This window comes from Streptomyces sp. NPDC001219 (assembly GCF_053597915.1).
Genome location: NZ_JBSFJF010000043.1, coordinates 19,176 through 40,655, shown reverse-complemented (window position 1 = coordinate 40,655; position 21,480 = coordinate 19,176). Strand labels below are relative to the sequence as shown.

Sequence of the window (21,480 nt, the reverse complement as noted above, 5' to 3'; positions counted from 1 at the left end):
CCGACGACGACCGACGCTCACCGACAGGGCGAGCGCCCGGGGCCGGGGGGCGAGCAGCGGCCGCCCCCCGCCCCGAATGAAGGCGCCTGCCTGGGCCGGCTCTGTCATAAGGTCTGCCCATGCCCACCACGAGTGACCTGCGGCCCACCATCGGAGGCCGCGCCGCCGGTGTCGTCGGTCTGCTGGTAGCCCTCGGCATCTGCGGCGTATCCATATCCCAGGCCGCCGTCGCAAGCGGCTTCTTGGGCACGGCCGGCAAGCTGACCGTCAGCGAGTGCCGCAGCGGTACGGGCGGCGGCGGAGGTATGCGCCACTGCTACGGCACCTTCCACCCGGCGGAAACCGGTCACGGCAAGGGCCGGTCGAGCGATCCTCATGCCCGGGTGAACACCCAGCAGGCCGAGCCCGGCGACACGCTCCAGGTCCGCAAGGGCAGCGGTGGCTACGTCGTCGCCGGCATGGGCTCGGCCTGGATCTGCCGCGCCTTCGCCTTCCTGGGCCTCCTGATCGGCTCAGCGGCCCTTCCCGTCACGGCGAGCGGCGTCCTGCCACGGAGAGGCTCGAGTCAGGACCTCTTCGCAGCGGTAAGCGGCACCCGGCTCGCCTGGATCGCCAAGCGCCTGGTTCTCACGTCCGTCGCCGGAATCGCCGTCTCCGCCTACCTGGCCTGGTTGTTCTGACCTTGGTCGGAACAGCTCCCTCCGGTCCAACGCGCCGCCCATAGCAGTCACTTACCAACAGCCCGCCCCGGCACCGTCGGCAGTACCTTCCTTGCGACGCGGAGCAGCACCGCATCATCCGGTACGAGGCCGTCCACGCGCCACAGAAACGGGGCGCAAGCCCGGTGGCCGCCCGGAGCCGAACCTCGTGCAGTTGCTCTGGGCCCCCTGCGGCCATGCCGGAGCAGTGAGTACGCCTACTCATGCGCTTCACCACCTCGCTCGGCACCCTGATGCCATGACGGATGCCCTTCCAGCGCCGCGACGCCGGCGCCCCTGGTCGCACCGAACGCGCCTGGGCGTGGACCTGGCCCTCGCGATCCCGCTTCTCCTCCTGGAAACCACGTGGCTCGTGGTGGACTGGATGTTCGGCCTCGGCCTGAAGATATGGGCAGCGCAGGGCGACCAAGCGCGGATCGACGCGGCCGCGCTCGCACACCTCGGTCGGGTGTGGGTGCTGCTGGTCGCCGTACTCGCTCTGGCAGTTCTCGCGGGAGTCTTCCGCGCCCGCTGGACGGCGATCGCACACCTGCTGGTAGCTCTCCTGGCCGGCGGGGTGCTGGCGGTCGCGCAGCACCAGTGGGACATCAGCCACCCCCCGTCGCCCTGGTGCGTGCGCCATAGCGCGAACTGCTGAGACAGCTGCGCGGCCCAGCCGGGGGTGAGCCGTCCGCGCAGGGCTGTCTCGTCGCGCAGTCCGCGCTCAAGGCTGCTGTCAGTCCCACAAGGCCGGCCAGTTGTCGGGGCAGCTGCGTGCGGAGGGGCTCAGCGCAGTCGGCGTACGCGGAGCACCAGGTCGTCGGTATGGTGCGCGCCGGCGCCGCCGTCGGGTGCCACGCGCGGTCGCTGCTCGTCCACCTCCACCACCCAGTCGTCGTCGAGTAGTTCGGCGACCGTCGAGGGCCAGACGTAGTCAGCCGGGTCGAAGCCGCTTTCGGCCGCCTGCTGCTCGTCCATCCCCGCGTGGTGGACGAGCAGCAGTACGCCGCCGGGCGCGACGGCCGCGAGCAGTGCTCGCTCGGCCACGGCGTCGGGGGTGCGCAGCAAGGCCGGGTACTGGGCGGAGACCAGGTCGAAGGAGGCCGGCGGAAGCGCGGCCTCGGTGAGTGCGGCGTGTACCCAGCGAACGGCGACAGCAGCGTCCCGCGCGTGCCCGGCCGCACGCTCCAGCGCCACGCCCGAGACCTCGAGCGCGGTCACCTCCCAACCGCCGCGCGCGAGCCAGACGGCGTCCGCACCCTCACCACAGCCGACGTCGAGAACCCGTCCGGGTGCGAGCCCGGCGACCTCGGCCACGAGCGCACCATTGGGCTGGCCGCTCCACAGGTGTTGTCGGTCGGCGTATCGGTTGTCCCACTCCTCCCGCACCGCGGGGTCTCCGACGTATCCGTCGAGAGTTGAGGAGGTGTCGGACGCGGGCGAACCTGCTGCGATGTTGTCGGTCATGGGCCAACCGTCGCCCGACACGTCCCGGTCCCGCCACTTTTGTTGCCGTTCCGGCAAAGCGTGGCCGTCCTGGACGGTGACAGAACTGCAGCCCGGTCGCCCCCGTCCGAGCCCCTCCCCCTGTAGTCGCTCCAGCAGATGCGGAGACGGCGTGTCCCGCACGGCGCGCCCACCTCCCAGAGCACCGTGCCTTGTTGCGCTCGCGTCAGCAGGAGGGTGCGATTCCCCAGGCGGCGGCTCGGGCGGCGGCTGCCGCGCGGTTGGGAAGGTCGAGCTTGGCGAGGATGTGCTCGATGTGGGTCCCCACGGTGCGCGGCGTGATGTGCAGCCGCTCGGCGATCTCCCGGTTGGTGCGGCCGGCGGTCAGTTCCGCCAGTACCTGGAGCTCGCGCGGCGAGAGTCCGCCGGTCGGTCGTACGTCCGTGATGGGGTCAACTGCGGCTTTCTCCTTGGGCGGTGGGCCCGAGCGGGGGTCGACGGCCGCGGCGAGGGCCTCGGTGAGCAGGGTGACCACGGCGTGCGCCGGGTCGGGGGTGCGTCGTGGCCGGCGGGTGCTGACGTTCAGCATGCCGACGTACCGGCCGTCGGTGGCGAACAGGCACTGGACCACGCCGTCCTCGATGCCGAGGGGACGCAGTACCTCCTGGAAGCCCGGGGACACCGCCAGGAGCGGGCGGGGAACGTCCCTGAGCCAGAGACCGCCTCGGGCCGGGCTGCGGAGCACGGAAAAGACCGGGTCGTGGTGGAGGCGGGTCTCGATATAGGCCGTGGCATCGTCCGGGTAGCTCCCGGCCAGGGTGCTGTGGCGCCGGCGCAGCGGGTCCCAGCGGGCCAGGGAGGCGTGGTCGTACTCCATCACCTCCGACAGCGCCGCCAGGACCGTACCGACGCCGGTCGCGCCGGTCGTGGCCCTCCTGGCGGCCGCACGGACGTTTACGGCCGCGTCCAGGATGTCCGTCGTGCTTCGCTGCGCTGCCACGCCCCAAGAATGATCATGCGCCCGGAAGACGTCAATCCGGAATGCGTCAGCGGCGCAGGGTGTCGTGTACGACCTGACCGTCCATGACGGTGAGGACGACGGGCATCTTTGGGATGTCGTGGGGGTCGGTGGTGAGCAGGTCACCGTCGAGCACGCAGAGGTCGGCGACCTTGCCCGGTTCCAGCGAGCCTTTCCAGTCGTCGGCGAAGTCCTGCCAGGCCGCGTCGATCGTGTACGTACGGATCGCCTCGGCCAGGCCGATGCGCTGCTCGGGGCCGCTGACCCGGCCGGCGGCCTTCGACTCGCGCAGCATCATGGTGGCGACGCCCTGGCGCCAGTCCGGGTGCGTGACGGGGGCGTCGGACCCGCTCGCGACCCGCACACCGGCGTCGAGGGCATCGCGGTAGGGCCATGCGTAGGCGGCCCTGCCGACGCCCACGAACTCCTCCTCCATGTCGGCGACGGTCCACTTGATGGTGGGGTTCATGTTGACGCCGAAGCCGTGCGCGGCGAGCACCTTCATGCTGTGCGCGGTGAGGAAGTCGCCGTGGATGACGTAGTGGCGGGCGTCGGGCCGCGGGTGCTCGGCCATGGCCGCGGCGAAGGCGTCCGCGACGGTGTCGATGGCCCGGTCGCCGGTGACGTGCACGCCCAGCTGGTGCCCGGCGGCGTGGGCGTGCCGGATCATGGCGTCGATCTCCGTGATCCGCTCGGCGTCGGTGGCACCACCGACGCACAGGGAGCCACAGCCGCCACCGACGTACGGCTCGTGCATCCAGGCCGTCCTGTTGGGGACTATCCCGTCGGCGAAGATCTTGACTCCGTGGATCGCGAGGCGTCGCGGATCGGCGTCGCCGGACTCGCCGAGGGCGGGGAGGGTGTGGGCGAACTCCTCGGCGGTGCTCGCCATTCCGGTGGGCAGGAGCAGGACGCCGAGGCGGGCGGTCAGTTCGCCGTCGGCCAGCAGCCGGCGGTAGATGTCGAGGGTCTCCGTGCCGAGCGCGCCGCGCATGATGCCGTCGCCGCCGGGGCCCAGTCCGGGCTCGGTGTAGCTGGTCACACCGAGCCGGGCGAGCGTGGTGAGGGTGGACCTGATCGCGTCGGTCCTCTCCTGCCGGCTGAGCGGCGGCAGCGCGTTCTGGACGAGGGCCTGGGCCCCCTCGTGGAGCAGCCCGGTCGGCTCCCCGGCTTCGTCCACGACGACGGCCCCGCCGGGCGGCGCGACGGTGTGCCGGTCGATCCCGATGAGTTCCAGTGCCTTGGAGTTGACCCAGGTGGCGTGCCCGGAGAAGGAGTACAGCACCACGGGGTGGTCCGGACTCACGGCGTCGAGGTCGAGGCGTGAGGGCAGCCGCGACGGATCGGAGACGCACTCGTCGAGGTAGCCGGTGTCCCAGCCGTGTCCCGTGATCCACTGCCCGCCCGGTACCCGCCCGACGGCCTCGCTCACCGCCTCGGCCACCTCCGCGAGGGAGGAGACGGCGGGATGGCCGAGGGCGAGGGCGAGCGGCGGCGTCGTCATGCCGAAGGCGCATCCGTGCAGATGGGAGTCGTTGATACCGGGAAGCAGCGTCGCCCCCCGGAGGTCGACGACGCGGGTGCCGGGACCGACGAGCGGCGCCACGTCGTCCCGCCCACCGACGGCACTAATGATCCGGCCGGTCACCGCCAGCGCCGAGGCGACGGAGAACTCCGCGTCGACCGTGACCACCCGCCCACCGACAAGCACCAGATCCGCATACGTGTCCACAGAAGTTCCCTTCAGAAACCGGGCGCACTACGGCCACCCGCGAACGATCTCGCGAGGACTATGGCCGCGCCCCCACCTCCCGCACATCGGTCATTCCACCGATACGCGCGTTGCCCCCGCGCCGCCCCGGTGGCATCCCGTACGGCGGCCGCACGGATAGGGCGACCACCACACACCGAAAGGTAAAAAATTAGGCAAGGCTAAGCTAAGTTAATGGCTCATGGCCCCTCCGTGGGGCCCTCTGTGAAGGAGATTGACGCCATATGACCGCACTCGCCCACCGCATACGCCGTACGACCGCGCTAGCCGTGAGCCTCGCCGCCGGCAGCACTCTCACCCTGGCCGGAACCGCGACCGCGGACGCGCACTCGGGGAACTCGTGCGGCTCGGCTGCCAGTTCCGCGCCGGTCGCCAAGGGCCTCTACCAGACCGCGTACTCCGAGCGAAACCACGTGCTCTGGGCCACGTCCTCCGTGGGCGAACCGCCGGTCACCAACTCCAGCCTGGTCAAGCTCGATCCACACACCCTCAAGGTCGAGGCGACGTACAGACCGCCGGTCACCAACCCGGAGACCGGCGCCGTCGAGGCCGTGTACGGAATTGCCGTCGACGACGAGCACAACACCGTCTGGACGACGAACACCCGCGACAACTCCGTGGGCGTCTACAGCCAGCGCACCGGAAAGCGCCTGGCCACCCTGCCCGGCGTGCACCATGCCCGTGAGGTCGTCGTCGACGAGAAGCACGACCTGGCCTGGGCCAGCAGCTTCGCCGACGGCAGTGTCATCGCCTTCGACACCCGCACGTACACGGAGAAGAGGCGGGTCACGCTCGCCGGATCGAGCCCCGCCGGCATGGCGGTCGACGAACGGACCGGCACCGCCTACGCCACCGACTTCGCCAACGACCGGATCATCGAGATCGCCCCGCACGCCAAGAGCCCGCGCCTGATCCCGACCGGTGACAGCCCGCTCTCGATCGCCCTGTCCAAGGACGGCCGCACCGCCTACTCCGCCGACCAGGCCGCCGGCACCGTCTCGGTGATCAACCTTCGTGAGGGTGCCGTCACCAGGACCGTGCCGACCGGGGCGGGCGCGAAGTCCGTGGCCACCGACCCGCGCTCGGGCCGGGTCCTGGTCGCCAACCGCACCACGGCCACCGTCACGGTCGTCGACCCCCGCAAGGGCACCGTCGTCGACACCCTGAACACCGGCGCCAACACCAACCACGTCCACGTGGCCCACGGCGCGGCGTTCGTGGCCGCCAAGTCCGGCTCCGGCCCCGAGGGCCAGGACCTCCTGCACCGCTTCCCCCTCGGGCACTGACACCTCCACCGCCGCGGCCCGGTCCGGAGCCGCACCGGGTCCCGCCCGAGCGCGGGCGGGGCCCGGCCGCCGGGCCCCGGGCCCGCCACATCCGGAGGACCCCGACGGCCCTCGCCGACGAGATCCTCCGGATGCTCCAGCGGCCGACTGCCTGACGGACCGGACTGCACCTCGCGGACATCTGCCGCGTACCCGCCTCCGCGATCGGAGCGACGAAACCGGCGAAGCCCGCAGCGGCGCCCATCGCGGCGCCGGACCATCCGCCTGGGGTCAGGTCAGAACGTCCAGGTCGTGTACCACGTCGCCTGACTGGTGGGATGTGTCAGGTCGGTGGAGACTCCGCTCAAGCGACCGTCGGCGCCACGGGAGCCGATGTAGCGGCCCCTCGCGCCGTCACTCCAGGCGATGACGAAGTAGATGGAGCTGCCGTCCACGAAGCCCTGCTCGATGGTGCCCGTCGTCGAACTTCCGGTCCTGGCCATGCCGGTGAGGTTCCCCTGGGCGTCCTGCGTCACGGCGAGCGTCGCGTTGGCCGAGTTGCTCTGGTAGACGGTCCAGAAGCCCCCCACGTTGAAGTCGGCGGCCGCCGCACTGGCATGCGGAGCGGCGGAAGGCCCGTGTGCCGCCGCGGCCTGGGCGGAAGGGGCGAGAGCGATGCCGCCCAGGGCGACGGTGAGCGCCACGGCGGCCGTGGTGAGTCTGGTACGCATGGGGGTTCCTTCCTATAAAGGGGAATTTATGCGGCATGGGTGCTGGTGCGAGCCATGAGCCTCGCAGTAGCGGCCGTTCCCGGACAGGCGAGAACCGGTCATTGCGGCACAGACGGGACCGCCCCTCCAACGGGCTGGCCTACAGGCCCAGTTCGGCATGGACGGCAGCGGCGTCGGCATCGGCCGACGAGCGGGCGAGCGGGGGAGCGGGCGACGGGCCACGGGCCACGGGCCACGGGCGAGCCTCGCTGCCAGACCTTCGGCAGCCTTGGCTCACGCTCAGCCGTCTCGCTTCAAGCTCGACCGTCTTGTCTCACACGCAGCCGTCCGCTGTCACGCTCGGCCATGCGCCATCAGCGCGGCGTGCGGCAGCACCAGCACACCGCCACGGTCGGCGAACTCCGTGCACAGCGAGTCGAAGTGTCCCTTGATGGTGTCGATCACCTCGGGGGACTGACTCCGCACCGTCTGCCCGATCGTTGCCACGCCGGCGGCCGGGCCGCTCCACCACTCCTCGGGAGTTGTCCGGTGGTCCCACCTCAGGGTTTCGCAGACGACACTCCTCAGGCCCGCCTCCTCCAGCAACGCGGCGAGGCCCTGCTCGTTGCGAGGGAAATCGTCTTCGGCATCCAGCGCGGGCAGGTGAGCCGGACGGCTGACGCCCGCTGCCTGGACGGCTCGTCCGAGCAGCGTCTGTCCGGCGGCTGCGGGGACTGCCCAGATGGTGACGGCGATCCGGCCGCCCGGCCGCGTGACCCGGCACAACTCCTCCAGGGCTGTCCGGGGGCGGCCGACATGGTTCAGGACGAAGTTGCCCACCACAGCGTCGAACTCGTCGTCCGCGAAGGGGAGCTGCGGCAGAGCGGCAAGGTGCACACTGGCCGCTGGCGCGTTCTGGGCGGCAACAGCGGTCATGCTGGGTTCGGCGTCCACGGCCGCCACGTTCGCTCCCCGCTCACCCGCGGCTGCCGCGGCGGTGCCCGTGCCCGTCCCCACGTCGAGCACGCGCATGCCCGCCTCGATCCCGGCGGCGTCGAGCAGCCTGGGCACCGGATACTCGCAGAGCTTGGCGAAGCTGCCCGCATAGGCATCGGCCTGCGCAGCCCACGCGCGACGCTCGGACTCGTCGAACGCTGTCACCGTCATCAGCACTCTCCCCCAGAGCCGCCGAAGAGCCTCGCTCCTCGGGATGGCCCGACGTTAACGCATCGATCACAGGGTCCTGGTCTTCGCGGCCGGTGGCCGAAGGAAGAGGCTAGGGATGGTGGGGCGGCGAAACGGTCTGCGCTGTGCGTACGCCCACGACGCTGTGCTGTGCCACTGCCGCGGCCGTCGAACCCGTGTCGGCGCGCAGGGCGGTGGCCATGCGGGTGCGGAGCTCGTCCGCGCGCTCGCCGAGAAGGATGGCCGATATCACCAGCTCAAGCGTGATGCGGTCATAGTCCGCCGAGGCGCTGCGGTAGCGCTCGGGGTCCGATTCCACGAGCGCGGAGGCGATGCGCCGCCCACCGCCGTCCACCTTCGTGAACACGGCCTCGTACGCCAGGAATCCGGTCCAGCTGCGGTGCAGGAAGAGGTGCTCGTCCTCCACGTAGATGTTCCACTTCTCGTCCATGCTCGCGGCTCGGTATCCGAGCTGGATTCGCTGCCATTCGCTCTCGGACCACAGGCGGTCGGGGACATCCGGCATGGGGCGCGGAACCGACATGGCGTGCGCCTTACGGAGGGACGATCGTGTCACGGGTATCTGCTGGGACATACCGCGAGCGTATCCCTCGGCACTGACAATCCCCGGCGTGACCACAGCTCCCCCGACCGGTGGCCGTGGCGTTCAATTCTTCAGGCGTCGGAGGGGATTCGAGCCCTGACGAACCCTCCAGGAGAGCCGTTCACGCCTGTGTGATGGGGTGTCCCCGTCGGACCACCGTGCGAAGACGCCGCACGACAGACGCAAGGACACGATCGGTGACACCAGGCTCAGTGACCCGCTACGACCGGAACGGCGCCCACCTGCTCGCCCTGCTGCTCGCCGGGGCCGCCCCTGGCGATGCCGGGCGGGTGCGCCGTCGGCTGGGCGAAACGGAGCCCCGTTTCCTCACCTGGGTTCCCCTGACCGCGACGGCCCGCGCGAAGGCGGCCGGCGACCCCGACGTGCTTGTGCGGCGAGCCCTCGCCCGGGCCGAGAGTCTCACCGTCGACGACCTGGCCGCGTTGCTCGAACGGCCCGACCCGGTCGTCGATCACTGCGTGTACGAGCACGCCGAGGCCCTCCCGTGGATGCGCCGTCTCATCCTCTCCCCCGGGCGGCACGCCGAGCCCAGCGCTCTCGCCTCCCTGCTGACCCGTATCCGCGCCACCACCCAGGAAGCGCCGGCGCTCCCCCACTTCGTGGGCGCGGCCGTGGTGAGCGAAGCGCCCGAGCTGGCCGAGCACGCCCTGCGCACCTGCGGCCGCGCGCTGACCACCGCAGAGCAACTGCGCGCCGTGCTAGGGCTGTTCGCATATCCCGACCGGCTGCGCGCGCTGCTCGACCCCGCAACCGGCCCGGCCACCCTGCACCCCGCCGTTGCCGACCTCGCACGCAGCGCGCTCGACCCCGATGGCGACGTCGACGTCAACACCAACGGCGACACCGACGGCGACACCGGCCGTGACCGGCTGCGCGCCGCAGTGGCGACCGCCGAGGGGCCCGAGGGCCTGGTAGCCGGACTCCGCGCGGGCGAATCCGAACCTGCCTGGCGCCGTACCGTCGACTGGGACGCCCTCGTGACGGCCCATCAGGCGGCGCCGCTGCCGGAGCCGGCCGTACGCGCCCTCGCCGGCCATCCTGACTGTCCCGAGCGGCTGATCGCCGACCTGTACCGCACCGACCCCGCGGTGGTCACCGCGGTCGCACCACTCTGTCCGGCCCTGCTGCGCGTCGCCGCCCGGACGCCCGGCCATCCCGAGATCCTCCGGATCGCCGCCGGTCTGGGCCCGTCCGGCGACCGCGCGGACCTCAGCGCCCTCGTCCTCGACACCGTCGCCCCCGCACGCACGGCGGCCAAGGCTCTGCTCGAACTCGGCCCCACCGCACCGCTGCGCCTGCTCCTCCACCGCCGACTCGGCGCCGATCCGCGACGCTGGGCCACCCTGCGCACCTCGCTGTCGCGGTACAAGGGCACCCTCGCCGACCTGTTGGCCGGCATCGCCGACGGCACGGTGCCCGAGCCCGGCCCCTCGGTCACGCCTCCCGCCCTGGCCAAGCCGTACCGGTTCCTGCTGTACGCCGCCGAAGCCGACGATCTGCGCGAGCTGCTCCCCCACCTGCCCGATGAGCTGCTGCACGCCCTGCTCGGCAAGGGCACGCTGCCGCCGCACGCCCTCGACACCGCGCTCGCGGCGTCCGACCCCCGCGTACGGGCCGCCCTCGGCGGCAACGTCGCCCTCGGCATCCGTGACCTGCGCCGACTGACCGAGTGCGACGAACCGGCGGTCAACGCCGCCGTGTACCGCAACCAGCGGGCCACGCTCTCCCTCCGCCGCGCGATCGCCTCCGGCGTCCCCCGCACCCCGGGCCGCACCGGACTCGTCCCCCTCGACGCCGAGCTGCGCAGCGAACTCCTCGCCGCCCAGGACCGATCCCACCGCAGCCCGCTGATCACCAGTGGTGACCCCGCGCTGGTCCTGCACTCCTGGGGTTGGTGGGCTAGCGACGAGGCGCGCCACTTCTCCGTGGTCCGGGTGTGGGAGCGTGGTGGCCCGGACGCCATGCGGCGGCTCCTGGACCTGGCCCCCGCCACCCTGCCGCCGGTCCTCGCCAAGGCGACCGCTGACCTGGAGCACCCCGACGGCCTGGACCGGTTCCGGGAAGGGGGCGAGCCCTACGAGGACCCCGAAGCGCTGCCCCGGGTCTTCGCCACCCCGCGCGGACGCAACGCCACCCGCCGGCTGATGCAGAAGATCGTGCACGAGCCCTACGTGTACGACTTCCCGCGTCTGATCGCCGCCCACCACGCGCACACCTTCGAGCCCGAGCCCATCCAGGAGCTGCTCCGCCACGAGGACGTCGACGAGGCGACGCGCCAGGCCCTCACCAGCCCTGCAGGTGCCGTCGGCGCCGAGCCGCTCGCTCATCTGCGTGCCACGCCGTACGGCAGCAACCTGCACCGCTGGTTCGCCGAGACCGTCGGGCAGGGCCTGCTCGCGCCCGAACGGCTCGTCGACACCGCCCAGCCGGCCGCGGCGGCGCTCACGCACCTCGGCCAGGTCGGCGTCCGGGCACGCCGGCACGCCGTCGACCTCGTAGCCGAGCATCTGGCCGGCCACCCGGAAGCGTGGGTCATCGCGCTCAACCTGGTCGGTACCTTCACCGGCTCACTCGCCGAGCTGATCACCACGGCCGCGAGCGTGGCCGGCCCCCGGCCCGATGCCGATGAGCTGGCCCGCCTCGACGCGTACGCCCGGACCGGCGACGCCCCGGAACCGGCCGCGGCACCCGTGGGCGCGCTCACCCACGGCGAGCAACGCAAGCGGGAGAGGGACCTCGACCCGGGCGCGGCCCTCGCCTCGGCGCACCTGCTCCGCACGCTCGTCGCGGGCGCGCCAGTGCCCACCGACCCCGCTGTGCTCGACGTCCTCGCCGCTACGCCCACGACCGACTTTCCCGGGCCGTCCCATCCTGACTGGCTCGACGAGGCCTGTGACCGGCACGCCTCCCCCGACACTCGCCGGCGCCTCACCGAGAGGTCCACCGAACGGCCGCGGCGGGCCGCTCTCTTGGCCTGCAGGCAGGGGGCCGTGGCACCCAGCGAGTTGGTCGCCCGGACGCCCGCGCGCGAGATGTCCCCGCTGCCGAAGCACTGGTTCATACGCGAGGTGCCGGCCGAGGCCACGGTGAGTGCCGCGCGCCGGCTGGTCGCCGACCGGCTCGGCACCGACCCGGAACGGTGGCTGCGGGCACTCGCCGCCATGGACACCGACTGGGCGGAGCGGCCCTTCGTCGAGCTGCTCGACCACGGCAGCGGGGACGCGGTCGCCACGGTGCTCACCGGGGCGGGCGCCGGACTCCTGCTGCACGCGGGCACCGACGCCCTCGCGGCCGTGCTGCCGCGGCTCGACGCGCAGGCCACGCTCACCCTCACCGAGCGCGCCTGTGCCGGCAGGTATCTGCCCGACGCCCTCCTGGACCATCTGTTCACCCACGACGACCGCGCCGCGCTGCTCGTCCTGGCACGAAGCTCCCGCGACCGGGACCTGAAACTGCGTCTGCTGGCGGTCGACGACCCCACGATCAACGCGACGCTGTACGGGAAGGTCCACAGCAGCACCTCGACCGCCGAGATCCGCCGGATCATCCTCTCCCGCCGGCCCCAGGGCCGCACCGCCGACGGGCCGGACGACCTCCTCCCGCTCGCCCCGGAACTCCGCGAACGGCTGCTGGAGCGGAGCTACTTCGACAAGAGGTCGGCGAAGTACCTCCGGGTTCTGGTCGAGGCGGCGGACCCCGAACTCGTGGAGCACGCGCTCACCTCGTGGGGCAAGCGCGTTCCGCTCCCGGACCACCTCCTGGCCGCGCGCAACACGCTTCGCCACGGCGGCGCCGAGCGTCTCCGCTCGCTGATCGAGCGGGGCCTGCTCAGCGCGGGTGCCGCCAAGGTCGCCACAAAGGCACTGTCCGCGCCGGACCCGGACGCGGTCCTCACCGCCCGCCTCGACAAGGAACTGAGCACGGAGCGCCTCGTCGCCAAGCTCCGCACCTGTGGGGAGTACGAACACAAGGAGATCCTGGACCTCCCCTACACCCGCGACTGGGACGTCCTGATCCGGGCGCACGCACAGGATGCGTTCCGCCGGGAGGTGTGGGGCACCATCGCCCGGCTGCCCGACGCGCCGGACGAACTCACCCCGGCCGCCTTCGAGTACTGGTCCTGCTTCATCGACCGCACCCTGACCGACCGCGGCCCCAGCTGGGCCCGTGCGGCCATCGGGATCATCCCGAACCTTATGCTCCAGCGAGACGAGTGGGCCGCCGTCCTCGACGCCCTTCTCGAACGGGGTCTGATCTCCGGCAAGGAGATCATCCACGGTGGCGCCTCGGCCAACCGCATGCTCCACTACCTCGCCGAAGCCTCCGTCCGCCGGGAAGCCCCCGCCGCCCTCCGGGCCGCCGTTCAGGACGCCACGAGCGAACTCGCCCTACTGGCCGGGAAGCTCCTGGGCACCGACAACGAAGCCTGGCAACGCCTCTTCGCCGCACTGACCGGCAAGGACCCCCACTGGCTCCTGCCCGGCTCCCACACCACCCCCGCCGCCCTCCTCCACCACGCCTCCCGAAAGCCCCTCGCCCACCCCTGCCCCTGATGCCTCAGAGGCCGGCGCGCTGCCGCATCTCCGCCTCATCAGTGACGTATGTGCCGGGCGCGAACCGCTCGATGGCGTCGGCGATGATCTGGCAGCGCTGGGCGCGACGGGCCCGGCCGAGCCATCGCTTCTCGTAGTGGAGGTAGTGCAACGTCGCCTTGCCCTCGGGCGAGCCGGATGTCCGGGGACGGAGCCACACCGCGAGCGCCGTGTCGTTGAGGACGGTCGCGAAGCCGATGTCGCTCCAGGGAACGTTCCGGCTCCCGGCTGTGATCCCCTGCGCATCGATGCGCAGCGGCGCCAGACGCACGACCGTCAGCATGGGCAGCAAGCCCAACGCCACTCCCGTCGACGCAGCGACCCACAGCAGGTTGCTCAGCGGACGCTCGCTCAGAAACGCCAGCCATACCGCCGCCGAGACCGCGGCCGGAATCGCCACCCCGCCCAACAGCCATACGACTCGCCGCTTCCACTCGGCCGGCAAGTGCACTGCCTCTTCGCTCACACGTCCCCCAGTCATCGCCTGACGACCGTAGCAGCGCCTCGTTACCGGCTTTGTGGCTGTGTTGTCGTAGGGGCTACTGAAGCCGCAGAACGCCAAGGGGCTCGGTCTTCGAAGACCTCGGTCAACCAATGGAAGACGGTCTCTCCGCGCTGTTCACGCGTGCCGCCGGGACTGGCGCCTTCTTGCGTTCCCGCAGGCCTTCGCTCAGACGGCGAGTTTCGTCGCGCTGCCGCGTCCGCCCGGTCCGTCGGCGAACCGGGTGGGGAGCCAGTCGGCGGACAGCCGTGCGCGGGCGGCGAGGTGGGTGATGTAGGCGTCGCGCACCTCGTCCGGTGAGGTGAAGCCCGGCTCGCCGGCCAGCCAGGCGTCCGGGACGGCCGCGACGCACTCGCGGAGCAGCCCGGAGGTCACCCGGGGCGCGAGTGCGGCGTCGGCGGCCGCCAGGTCGGGGCGGCAGGAGCCGAGCGCGTGGTGCCGGAGGTCGTATGCCTTCCCGACCGCGCCGTCGGCGCCCGCCCACCGGTGGTGGAAGACGAGCGAGGCGCCGTGGTCGATGAGCCACAGCCGGGACCGCTGCAGGCCGGAGGTCGGCCAGGTCATGAGGTTGGTGCTGTGCACGGTGCGGTCCACGTTGGCGGTGAACGCGTCCAGCCAGACGATCCGGGCGGCCTCGGCCGGATCGACGTCCAGGGCGTCCGGTGTGAAGTCGGCGGCTCCCGGGAGGTGGTCCATGCCGAGGTTGAGCCCCGCGCTGGCCCGGAGGAGGTCCTGCACCTCTTGGTGCGGTTCGTCGCGGGCGACCGACGGATCGAAGTGCACCAGCACCAACTCCGGTATCCGGAAGCCGAGTTTCCGGGCCAGTTCACCCACGATGACCTCGGCGACCAGCGCCTTGCGGCCCTGCGCCGAGCCGGTGAACTTCACGACGTACGTGCCCAGGTCGTCCGCCTCGACCACGCCGGGCACGGAGCCGCCGCTCCGCAGCGGGGTCACATAGCGCTCGGCCGTCACGGTCCGCAGCGGCTCCGTTGTCGTCGTCATGTGCTCCCCGTCGTTCCGCCTGCGCCGCCTCCTGAACGACAGTGCACTCTACGGAAAGTCCGGGAGCAGGCCACGGGATTTTTCGGTGGCTCCCAGCCCGGGACCCGCAGAAGGGTCCCGGGCACGGCAGGCATCAAGCCCCGGCGTCGTCCCGCGGTGTGAGGCGGAAGCCGAACCCGGCGCCACCGACGTCGACCGCCGTGGCGCCGCCGTCGACGGTCAGCACCGCCCCGTTGACGAAGGACGCAGCCGGCGAGAGCAGCCATCCGATCGCCTCGGCGACCTCGCCGGGATCGCCGGGACGGCCGGCGGGCAGCAGCCGGGTGGCCTCCTCGTAGGCGGCGTCGACGCCACCGTCCCCGAGGCCGGCCTCCTCGGCGAAACGGGCCATCCGGCCGTCGGCCATCTCGGTACGCACCCAACTGGGGCAGACGACGTTGGCGCGCAGTCCCTCCGCCCCGTAGTCGACGGCGAGGGAACGGCAGAGCTGAAGCAGGGCGGCCTTCGAGGTCGCGTAGGCGGCGTTGCCCGGACTGTTGCGCAGGGCGGCGACCGAGGCGACCGCGACCACCGCGCCACGGGCCTTCAACAGGTGGGGGAGGGCCGCGCGTTGGAGGAGGAAGGGGCCGGTGACGTTGGTGGTCAGCACGGTCTCCCAGTCCGCCACCGACAGGTCGCCGACGGTCCCGCCGCGGGAGGTCCCGGCGTTGAGGACGAGCCCGTCGAGCCGTCCGTAAGCGGACACCGCCGTGTCGACGAGGTTCTGGACGGCGTCGGGGTCGGCGGCGTCGGACGGATGGGCGAGGGCTCCGGTCTCCTCGGCGACGCGGTTCAGCGGTTCGGGGCGGCGGCCCGAGATCACTACGTGGTGTCCGGCCGCCCGCAGCAGCCGGGCGGTGGCGGCGCCGATCCCGGTTCCGCCGCCCGTCACGATGACAACTCTCGGGTCCGACATGTCCGCTCCGCCTCGCAGGTGGTCGTGGCTCGGGCGTTCCCCGCGTGATCATACGGACCGCCGTCCAAAGGGACGGGCTACGCGCGGGGCTTTCAGGCGGGTCCCCTCACACGGCCGCTCACCCCTTCTCGGCCCCCGACGCGCCGGCTTGCTCCGCCGCCTGCTCCTTGGCCGCGCCGGCCGCCTTCACGTCCTCGATCAGCCGTGCCAGCCCCGCGTCGAAACGGGCCCGGTACTTCTCCACCTGGTCCTTGCCCAGCTGCTCCGGGCCGAAGGTGTGCGCGAAGTCGATGAGGTTGAGTTTCGCGGTGGCGGCCGGGCTCTCCGCCGCCGGCTGCTCGTCCACCGCGATGAGCACGCTCGCCGCGATGAAGGCGAGGCCGGACTTGCCGGCCGCCGTCCTGACGTCGGTCAGCTGCTCCACCAGCGTGTCGTAGACGCTGTGCTCCTCGGAGAAGCCCCGCACGACCTGCTCGGACTCCTGCCCGATGACGCGTCGGCTCTTTCCCTTGAGCCCCGTGCCGCCGACCGCTCGATAGCCGCGGTCCGCGGAGCCGGTCACTGTGTCGGCGACCTTCAGCTTCATCTTCTTCTTCCAGGCGTCGGCGTGTGACATGGACGTGAGCAGCTCCTGCTTGCTCGCCGTGCTCTCCCCCACCTTGATGTCGAGCACCTTCGGCGTCTTCATGCCGAACGTCAGGTTGTCGATGTAGATGTGGGTCGAGTCATCGCCCCCGCCCTTCTGGCCGTCCATCGCCTCGACCTGTGGGGCGGTGTACGACTGCGGAACCACGTCTTCCAGAGCGGGGTGTCTGCCCGCGCGCATGTCGGCGTAGAAACCCCGCTCGACGTCGTTCGTGGGCTTCTCCTTGATTCTCCCGCCGGCCCGGTCCTTGATCCCGCCGTGCCCGCCGGTCTGTTCCTCCTCCGCTGCCCGCTGGACGGCCTCGCCGGGCGCGCCTTCGCGCCCGCCCGTGGCCCCGCCCCGCCGCCCTTCTTCGACCAACCGCGAAACCGCGGCGTTCCCGGCGGTGCGTTGCAGTGCCAGCATCGTCGCCGGGACGGATTCCGCCTCGGCCGACGGACGCGCCGTCGTGGCCGCCGGGCGCGCCGCTGCCCGCCGCCTCCGGCCTTCGTCCGCTCTCGCGCCCCGCTCTCCGTTCGCGTACAACTCCGCCTCCTCCTACGGACCTTGGCGGGCCCGTCACCGGTCGATGGGTGTGATGCCGTACCAGGAAAGGCGTCGACTGCCGCGCTGTGAAGGTACGGCGGGGCACGAATGCGGGCATCACGGCCCCGGAATCGCGGGCAAACCGGCCACGGACCGCCACGCGCGGGCGGGACCTGTCCGAGCGCCTCGGGCCGGGTCGGAACCGTGCGAGGGCCGCGCGTGCCGGGCCGCCTGCCCGGGAACGCGGGCCGACGTCACCGTGCCGGCCGGGCCGCTGACCTGGACGGGCGTGCGGGGGCGCGGCCGAAGTCGGTGGTCAGCCAGTGTTCGATGGACTCATCAGGGAATGCGCGGGGCCGGTAGGTGCCCGCCACCGGGGAGATGTCGGTGATCCGGTCCAGACGGAAGGTGCGCCAGTCGTCGCGGTCGACGTCGAAGGCCACGAGGTACCACTGGCCGGCGCGGAGGAAGTGGCGGTACGGCTCGACCAGGCGGGTGGACGTCCCGCCGTGCTGGTCGGTGTAGCGGAAGCGGAGCCTGCCGTCCCCGGCCACCGCGTCGGCGATCACGCCGACGGTCGCCGCCGCGACCACGGCGCCTGGCTGCTGCAGCACCTCGGTGGCGAGGTCGGTCGCGGCGGCGCGGCGCCGCAGGGGGCGGGGCAGGACCTGGTCGAGCTTGAGCAGAGCGCTCGAGGCGACCGCCGCGTCGGGGAGCCAGGCGCGGATCAGGTGCAGCCCGGCCACCAGCGCGGTGATCTCGTCCGGGGTGAACAGCAGCGGCGGGACCTTGACCCCGGGGCGCAGCCGGTAGCCGCTGCCCGGCCCCGGGCGGGCCTCGACCTGGTACCCGAGCCGGCGTAGCCGCTGGACGTCACGTCGTACGGTGCGGACGCTCGTGCCGAGCCGTTCGGCCAGGTCGGCGGCCGTCCACTCGCCGCCCGACTGCAACAGCGTCAGCAGGGTCAGGGTCCTGATCGCCGGGTCGGGTTCCATGCCGTCAGCCTTCCAGGAGAGGCGGACAGGTTCAGGCCGCCTCTGCTCCTAGCCTGAGGCCCAGTCACCGAAGGAGAGGGAACCATGCAGATCGCTGTCACCACCCCGACCGGCAACGTCGGCCGTCACCTCGTCGCCACGCTCGTCCGCGCCGGGGTCCGGCCGCGCGTCTTGCTGCGCGACCCCGGCCGGCTGTCTCCCGAGCTCCGGAGCGAGGTGGATGCCGTGCCGGTCGACCAGTTCGACGCCGACGCGGTGGTGGCCGCCACCCACGACGTCGACGCGCTGTTCTGGGTGGACCCGAGCACCGGCGGTGCGGACCCCCTCGCCGACTACGCCCGCGCCACCGGCAGCGTGGTCCGCGCCGTCACCGACAACCGGATCGGCCGCGTCGTCTTCCAGAGCAGCGTAGGCGCCGAGAAGCGGCACGGTGCCGGCGAGATCGACGGGCTGGCACACACCGAGACGGCCCTGGACGACCTCGGCGTCGACATCACCCACCTCCGCTGTGGCTACTTCTTCACCAATCTCGAACTTCAACTCGACGCCCTACGAGCCGGCACGCTCCAGGTGATCCTTCCCCTCGACCAGCCCATGCCCTGGGTGGCTCCTCGCGACATCGCCGAAGTGGCCGCCACCCGTCTGCTCTCTCCTGATTGGTCCGGACGCTGTGTACAGGCGGTTCACGGACCCGCCGACCTCACCTGGCGACAGGTCGCCGAGATCCTCACCGCCGCCACCGGCCGGCGGATCGGCGTGGAGCAGATCACCGACGACGCCATGCGCACCCAGCTCCAGCAAGCCGGGCTGCCCGACGGACTGGTCGAGGCCGTGCTGGGAATGTCGACCGGCCTCCGGGAGAACTTCGTGCCCGAACAGCGCCGCACCCTCCGGACCACCACCCCGACCACCCTCGCCGCCTGGGCCTACGACCATCTCCGGCACCGGATCGCCGACGTGTAGCAGGTCATCAGGGCAGGTGGCGGCGGCGAGGCGAGCCGTACGCTCCCCGCCGCCGCCCCACCCGCTCCCACGCCTACGGCAACGGCAGCACTCACCCGATGTCGGGCGCGGACCGCACCTCGATCCGGTCCCCCGTCCGCTCCATCTCCAGAACGACGAGTTCGTTACGGCCCCGTCGCCACAGATGGCTCGGCGCGTACAGGGTGACCTGCGGCCCGAGGGACCAGTACCGGCCGAGCGCGAAGCCGTTGAGCCACACCATGCCCTTGTCCCAGCCCGGAAAGGCGAGGAAGCCGTCCGCGGGGGTGTCGACATGGACCCGGGCCCGGTGGAACGCGGGACCGGTCGGCGTCGCTCCGCTGCCGAACCTCAGCGCCGAGAGGTCGTCGAGTGGCAGCCGGCGGATCTCCCAGTCCCGCAGTTCCTCGTCGTCGAGGAGGACCTTGCCGCTGATTCCCTTGGGGTCGTTGAGGCCCTGGCCGAAGTTGACCCGTCCGGTGGGATCGACCAGGAGGTCGAGGGTGCTGGACGCGCCGGCCACGGTGAAGTCGATGGTGTGGTCGGGCTGATTACGGTCGAAGGCACCCAGACGCCTGCCGTCACCGAACACCAACGCCCGGTCGCCCAGCCCCGCGACCCTCAGCCTCTTGGTGTCACGCGGCCCGCGCACCCGAGTGCGGTAGTGGATCAACCCGTACGACTGCCCGAGCGCCTCCATATGGACGGGGGTGCTGCGCCGTACCGGAGTGCCCAGGGCGTCCAGCGCGTCCATGAACGGCACCGACTCACGGACGGTGACCTTCTGGTCCGGCAGGCGGCGCGGCACGGGCGGCAGGGGTGTGTGCGGCACGGTGGTGTACTTGGCCAGCACCGCACGCACCTGGTGGAACTTCTCGGTGAGTTCGCCGGATTCGCTGATCGGGGAGTCGTAGTCGTAGCTGGTGACGGTGGGCTGGTAGGAGCTGCCGCTCAGGTTGGCACCCGCGTACCAGCCGAAGTTCGTTCCGCCCACCGCCATATAGAAGTTGATGGAGGCTCCTGCTGCGAGCATCTTCTCCACGTCGGCTGCGGTCTGCGCCGCGTCGGTGGTGTGATGCCGTTCGCCCCAGTGGTCGAACCAGCCGTCCCAGAACTCCGTGCAGAACAGGGGCTTGTCCGGCTGGAATCTGCGCAGCTCCGCGAAGGGCCCGGTGGGGTCGCCGGCGAAGTTGACGGTGGACAGGAGGTCGGGAAGGCTGCCGGCCTTCAGCGCCTCCTGGGTGGCCCCGTTGGAGCAGAAGAGCAGGCTGTCGATGCCCTGCGCCCGCATGCTGTCCCGCAGGTGGCGCAGGTGTGCGTGATCGTCGTCGTAGCTGCCGTACTCGTTCTCGACCTGCATCGCGATGATGGGCCCGCCACGGGTGGCCTGCAGGTCGACGAACCGGGGCAGCAGTTCGGCGAACCAGGCGTCAACCGCTCGCTCGTAGGCGGGGTCGGAGCGGCGCAGGGGCGCGTCCTTGTTCTTGAGGAGCCAGGCCGGCAGGCCGCCGAAGTCCCACTCCGCGCAGATATACGGCCCCGGCCGCACGATCACCTTGAGCCCGACCTCGTCCGCGGTCCGGACGAAGGCGGCGACATCGCGCCATCCGGTGAAGTCGGCCTTCCCTTCGTGCGGTTGGTGGAAGTTCCAGGCGACGTAGGTCTCCACGGTGTTCAGGCCCATGGCCCGCATGCGCAGCAGCCGGTCGCGCCAGTCCTTGGGGTGCGTCCGGAAGTAGTGGAAGGCCCCCGCGAGAATCCTGAACGGCTTCCCGTCCAGCAGGAATTCGCTCCCGCGGAGGGTCAGCCCCCGCGGGCTGTCGGCCTGGGCGAGGGTGGTACGGCCGCTCCCCAGGGCGATTCCCACGGACGCACCTCCCACCATGGCCGCGCCCAGGAATCTCCGTCGGCTGAACTGCGTCACGTCTGCTCTCCTCGACTCGACTGACCGTCATGGCAAGGCGTTTGAACATGTTCAGTGGTGCGCGCTTCTGTGCATTGAGAGTGTTATGGAGAACAGAAACGAGCACAAGGGTTCGTGACGCGTGGGGCTGAGCGGGGTGATGCAGACGGACGGGGCGGGACGCGCGGGTACCGGCCGGACCGGCCGGCGAACACCGCCCCCACCACTACGGCTTCGGGCTCGGACGCGGGAGCGGGTAGTCGCAGGCGATGGCTGGAATGTCAGTGGCGGCCGGTACCTTAGCCACATGTCGATATCTGTTGGTCTCAGTCTCAGCGTCTCCGGTTTGCAGCCGGGAGAGGAGACAGCACGCGTCGCCGAGGCACTCGCCGCGTTCCTCACCAAGCACGATCTCGAGGATGACGTCGCCGTATCCCAGGATGCACCGGCGGGTCAGGTCTTCGCGGAGACCGACTACCCCATCATCGTGACCCGCTTCGGCCCCTGGTCGGACACGATCGAGCAGGGATCGCAGGACACCGTGCACGCGCTCGCTCCCACCGCACAGGTCGACCTCCGGTGGGAATTCGAGGACGAGGATTACTAGGGCCTGTATCGAAGTGCCTGGTGAGGATGGCGGAGAGCCCATTTTGTGATC

18 protein-coding genes are annotated in these 21,480 nt (G+C 71.5%); 6 read left to right on the top strand and 12 right to left on the bottom strand.

All coding sequences use genetic code 11. The annotated features are described in order from the left end of the window. The first annotated feature begins 119 nt into the window (after window positions 1–119). Both ACWC9R_RS25075 and ACWC9R_RS25070 read left to right on the top strand, forming a co-directional pair. Window positions 120–680, top strand: a complete 561-nt coding sequence (locus ACWC9R_RS25075) for a hypothetical protein (RefSeq protein ID WP_450734691.1) — start codon at window positions 120–122, stop codon at window positions 678–680. 277 nt (window positions 681–957) lie between these two features. Next, entirely contained in the window at window positions 958–1,356 is a 399-nt protein-coding gene (locus tag ACWC9R_RS25070) for a DUF6234 family protein (protein ID WP_450734689.1), read from the top strand. 128 nt (window positions 1,357–1,484) lie between these two features. On the opposite strand, the gene ACWC9R_RS25065 is transcribed toward ACWC9R_RS25070, so the two are convergent. The 3 genes from ACWC9R_RS25065 to ACWC9R_RS25055 form a co-directional block, all read right to left on the bottom strand. Continuing rightward, window positions 1,485–2,165, bottom strand: a complete 681-nt coding sequence (locus ACWC9R_RS25065; protein WP_450734687.1) for a class I SAM-dependent methyltransferase — start codon at window positions 2,163–2,165, stop codon at window positions 1,485–1,487. A 205-nt stretch (window positions 2,166–2,370) separates the two neighbouring features. Next, window positions 2,371–3,144 (bottom strand): LuxR C-terminal-related transcriptional regulator, encoded by a 774-nt coding sequence (locus ACWC9R_RS25060; RefSeq protein WP_450734686.1) that lies wholly within the window; start codon window positions 3,142–3,144, stop codon window positions 2,371–2,373. A 46-nt stretch (window positions 3,145–3,190) separates the two neighbouring features. After that, the gene (locus ACWC9R_RS25055) at window positions 3,191–4,894 is read right to left on the bottom strand and encodes an amidohydrolase (RefSeq protein ID WP_450734684.1); all 1,704 of its coding nucleotides are present in this window, start codon (window positions 4,892–4,894) and stop codon (window positions 3,191–3,193) included. 263 nt (window positions 4,895–5,157) lie between these two features. On the opposite strand from ACWC9R_RS25055, the gene ACWC9R_RS25050 reads away from it, so the two are divergent. After that, entirely contained in the window at window positions 5,158–6,219 is a 1,062-nt protein-coding gene (locus tag ACWC9R_RS25050; protein ID WP_450734682.1) for a YncE family protein, read from the top strand. 275 nt (window positions 6,220–6,494) lie between these two features. On the opposite strand, the gene ACWC9R_RS25045 is transcribed toward ACWC9R_RS25050, so the two are convergent. The 3 genes from ACWC9R_RS25045 to ACWC9R_RS25035 all read right to left on the bottom strand — a co-directional run bounded on the left by ACWC9R_RS25045 (window position 6,495) and on the right by ACWC9R_RS25035 (window position 8,688). Then, window positions 6,495–6,929: a hypothetical protein gene (locus ACWC9R_RS25045; RefSeq protein ID WP_450734681.1), complete on the bottom strand. Its 435-nt coding sequence runs from the start codon at window positions 6,927–6,929 to the stop codon at window positions 6,495–6,497. Window positions 6,930–7,262: 333 nt separating this feature from the next. Next, window positions 7,263–8,069, bottom strand: a complete 807-nt coding sequence (locus ACWC9R_RS25040; RefSeq protein ID WP_450734741.1) for a class I SAM-dependent methyltransferase — start codon at window positions 8,067–8,069, stop codon at window positions 7,263–7,265. Between the two features lie 115 nt (window positions 8,070–8,184). Beyond that, window positions 8,185–8,688: a hypothetical protein gene (locus ACWC9R_RS25035; protein ID WP_450734679.1), complete on the bottom strand. Its 504-nt coding sequence runs from the start codon at window positions 8,686–8,688 to the stop codon at window positions 8,185–8,187. 206 nt (window positions 8,689–8,894) lie between these two features. Here ACWC9R_RS25035 and ACWC9R_RS25030 point away from each other — a divergent pair, with 206 nt between their 5' ends. Beyond that, the gene (locus tag ACWC9R_RS25030; protein ID WP_450734677.1) at window positions 8,895–13,271 is read left to right on the top strand and encodes a hypothetical protein; all 4,377 of its coding nucleotides are present in this window, start codon (window positions 8,895–8,897) and stop codon (window positions 13,269–13,271) included. 4 nt (window positions 13,272–13,275) lie between these two features. On the opposite strand, the gene ACWC9R_RS25025 is transcribed toward ACWC9R_RS25030, so the two are convergent. From ACWC9R_RS25025 to ACWC9R_RS25005, 5 genes are all read right to left on the bottom strand, one after another. Next, a complete protein-coding gene (locus tag ACWC9R_RS25025) occupies window positions 13,276–13,776 on the bottom strand; it encodes a hypothetical protein (RefSeq protein WP_450734675.1) in 501 nt (166 codons plus the stop codon). Between the two features lie 204 nt (window positions 13,777–13,980). Further along, window positions 13,981–14,817: a HipA family kinase gene (locus ACWC9R_RS25020; protein WP_450734673.1), complete on the bottom strand. Its 837-nt coding sequence runs from the start codon at window positions 14,815–14,817 to the stop codon at window positions 13,981–13,983. A gap of 133 nt (window positions 14,818–14,950) precedes the next feature. Then, window positions 14,951–15,772, bottom strand: a complete 822-nt coding sequence (locus ACWC9R_RS25015) for an SDR family NAD(P)-dependent oxidoreductase (protein WP_450734672.1) — start codon at window positions 15,770–15,772, stop codon at window positions 14,951–14,953. A 118-nt stretch (window positions 15,773–15,890) separates the two neighbouring features. Beyond that, window positions 15,891–16,943 (bottom strand): inositol polyphosphate kinase family protein, encoded by a 1,053-nt coding sequence (locus ACWC9R_RS25010; protein WP_450734670.1) that lies wholly within the window; start codon window positions 16,941–16,943, stop codon window positions 15,891–15,893. 254 nt (window positions 16,944–17,197) lie between these two features. Further along, window positions 17,198–17,938, bottom strand: a complete 741-nt coding sequence (locus ACWC9R_RS25005) for a helix-turn-helix transcriptional regulator (protein WP_450734669.1) — start codon at window positions 17,936–17,938, stop codon at window positions 17,198–17,200. Between the two features lie 84 nt (window positions 17,939–18,022). Here ACWC9R_RS25005 and ACWC9R_RS25000 point away from each other — a divergent pair, with 84 nt between their 5' ends. Next, window positions 18,023–18,901: an NAD(P)H-binding protein gene (locus tag ACWC9R_RS25000; protein ID WP_450734667.1), complete on the top strand. Its 879-nt coding sequence runs from the start codon at window positions 18,023–18,025 to the stop codon at window positions 18,899–18,901. A 91-nt stretch (window positions 18,902–18,992) separates the two neighbouring features. On the opposite strand, the gene ACWC9R_RS24995 is transcribed toward ACWC9R_RS25000, so the two are convergent. Next, window positions 18,993–20,843: a glycoside hydrolase family 35 protein gene (locus tag ACWC9R_RS24995; protein WP_450734666.1), complete on the bottom strand. Its 1,851-nt coding sequence runs from the start codon at window positions 20,841–20,843 to the stop codon at window positions 18,993–18,995. A 286-nt stretch (window positions 20,844–21,129) separates the two neighbouring features. Between ACWC9R_RS24995 and ACWC9R_RS24990 the strand changes: the two genes are divergently transcribed. Continuing rightward, entirely contained in the window at window positions 21,130–21,429 is a 300-nt protein-coding gene (locus tag ACWC9R_RS24990; RefSeq protein ID WP_450734664.1) for a hypothetical protein, read from the top strand. Window positions 21,430–21,480: the final 51 nt, after the last annotated feature.

What these genes read in the sequence shown, in the direction of transcription:
- ACWC9R_RS25020 (WP_450734673.1), bottom strand. Translation starts at nt 14,817, where the DNA reads ATGACGACGACAACGGAGCCGCTGCGGACCGTGACGGCCGAGCGCTAT.
- ACWC9R_RS25015 (WP_450734672.1), bottom strand. Translation starts at nt 15,772, where the DNA reads ATGTCGGACCCGAGAGTTGTCATCGTGACGGGCGGCGGAACCGGGATC.
- ACWC9R_RS24990 (WP_450734664.1), top strand. Translation starts at nt 21,130, where the DNA reads ATGTCGATATCTGTTGGTCTCAGTCTCAGCGTCTCCGGTTTGCAGCCG.
- ACWC9R_RS25005 (WP_450734669.1), bottom strand. Translation starts at nt 17,938, where the DNA reads ATGGAACCCGACCCGGCGATCAGGACCCTGACCCTGCTGACGCTGTTG.
- ACWC9R_RS25050 (WP_450734682.1), top strand. Translation starts at nt 5,158, where the DNA reads ATGACCGCACTCGCCCACCGCATACGCCGTACGACCGCGCTAGCCGTG.
- ACWC9R_RS25000 (WP_450734667.1), top strand. Translation starts at nt 18,023, where the DNA reads ATGCAGATCGCTGTCACCACCCCGACCGGCAACGTCGGCCGTCACCTC.
- ACWC9R_RS25035 (WP_450734679.1), bottom strand. Translation starts at nt 8,688, where the DNA reads ATGTCCCAGCAGATACCCGTGACACGATCGTCCCTCCGTAAGGCGCAC.
- ACWC9R_RS25070 (WP_450734689.1), top strand. Translation starts at nt 958, where the DNA reads ATGACGGATGCCCTTCCAGCGCCGCGACGCCGGCGCCCCTGGTCGCAC.
- ACWC9R_RS25075 (WP_450734691.1), top strand. Translation starts at nt 120, where the DNA reads ATGCCCACCACGAGTGACCTGCGGCCCACCATCGGAGGCCGCGCCGCC.
- ACWC9R_RS25065 (WP_450734687.1), bottom strand. Translation starts at nt 2,165, where the DNA reads ATGACCGACAACATCGCAGCAGGTTCGCCCGCGTCCGACACCTCCTCA.
- ACWC9R_RS25045 (WP_450734681.1), bottom strand. Translation starts at nt 6,929, where the DNA reads ATGCGTACCAGACTCACCACGGCCGCCGTGGCGCTCACCGTCGCCCTG.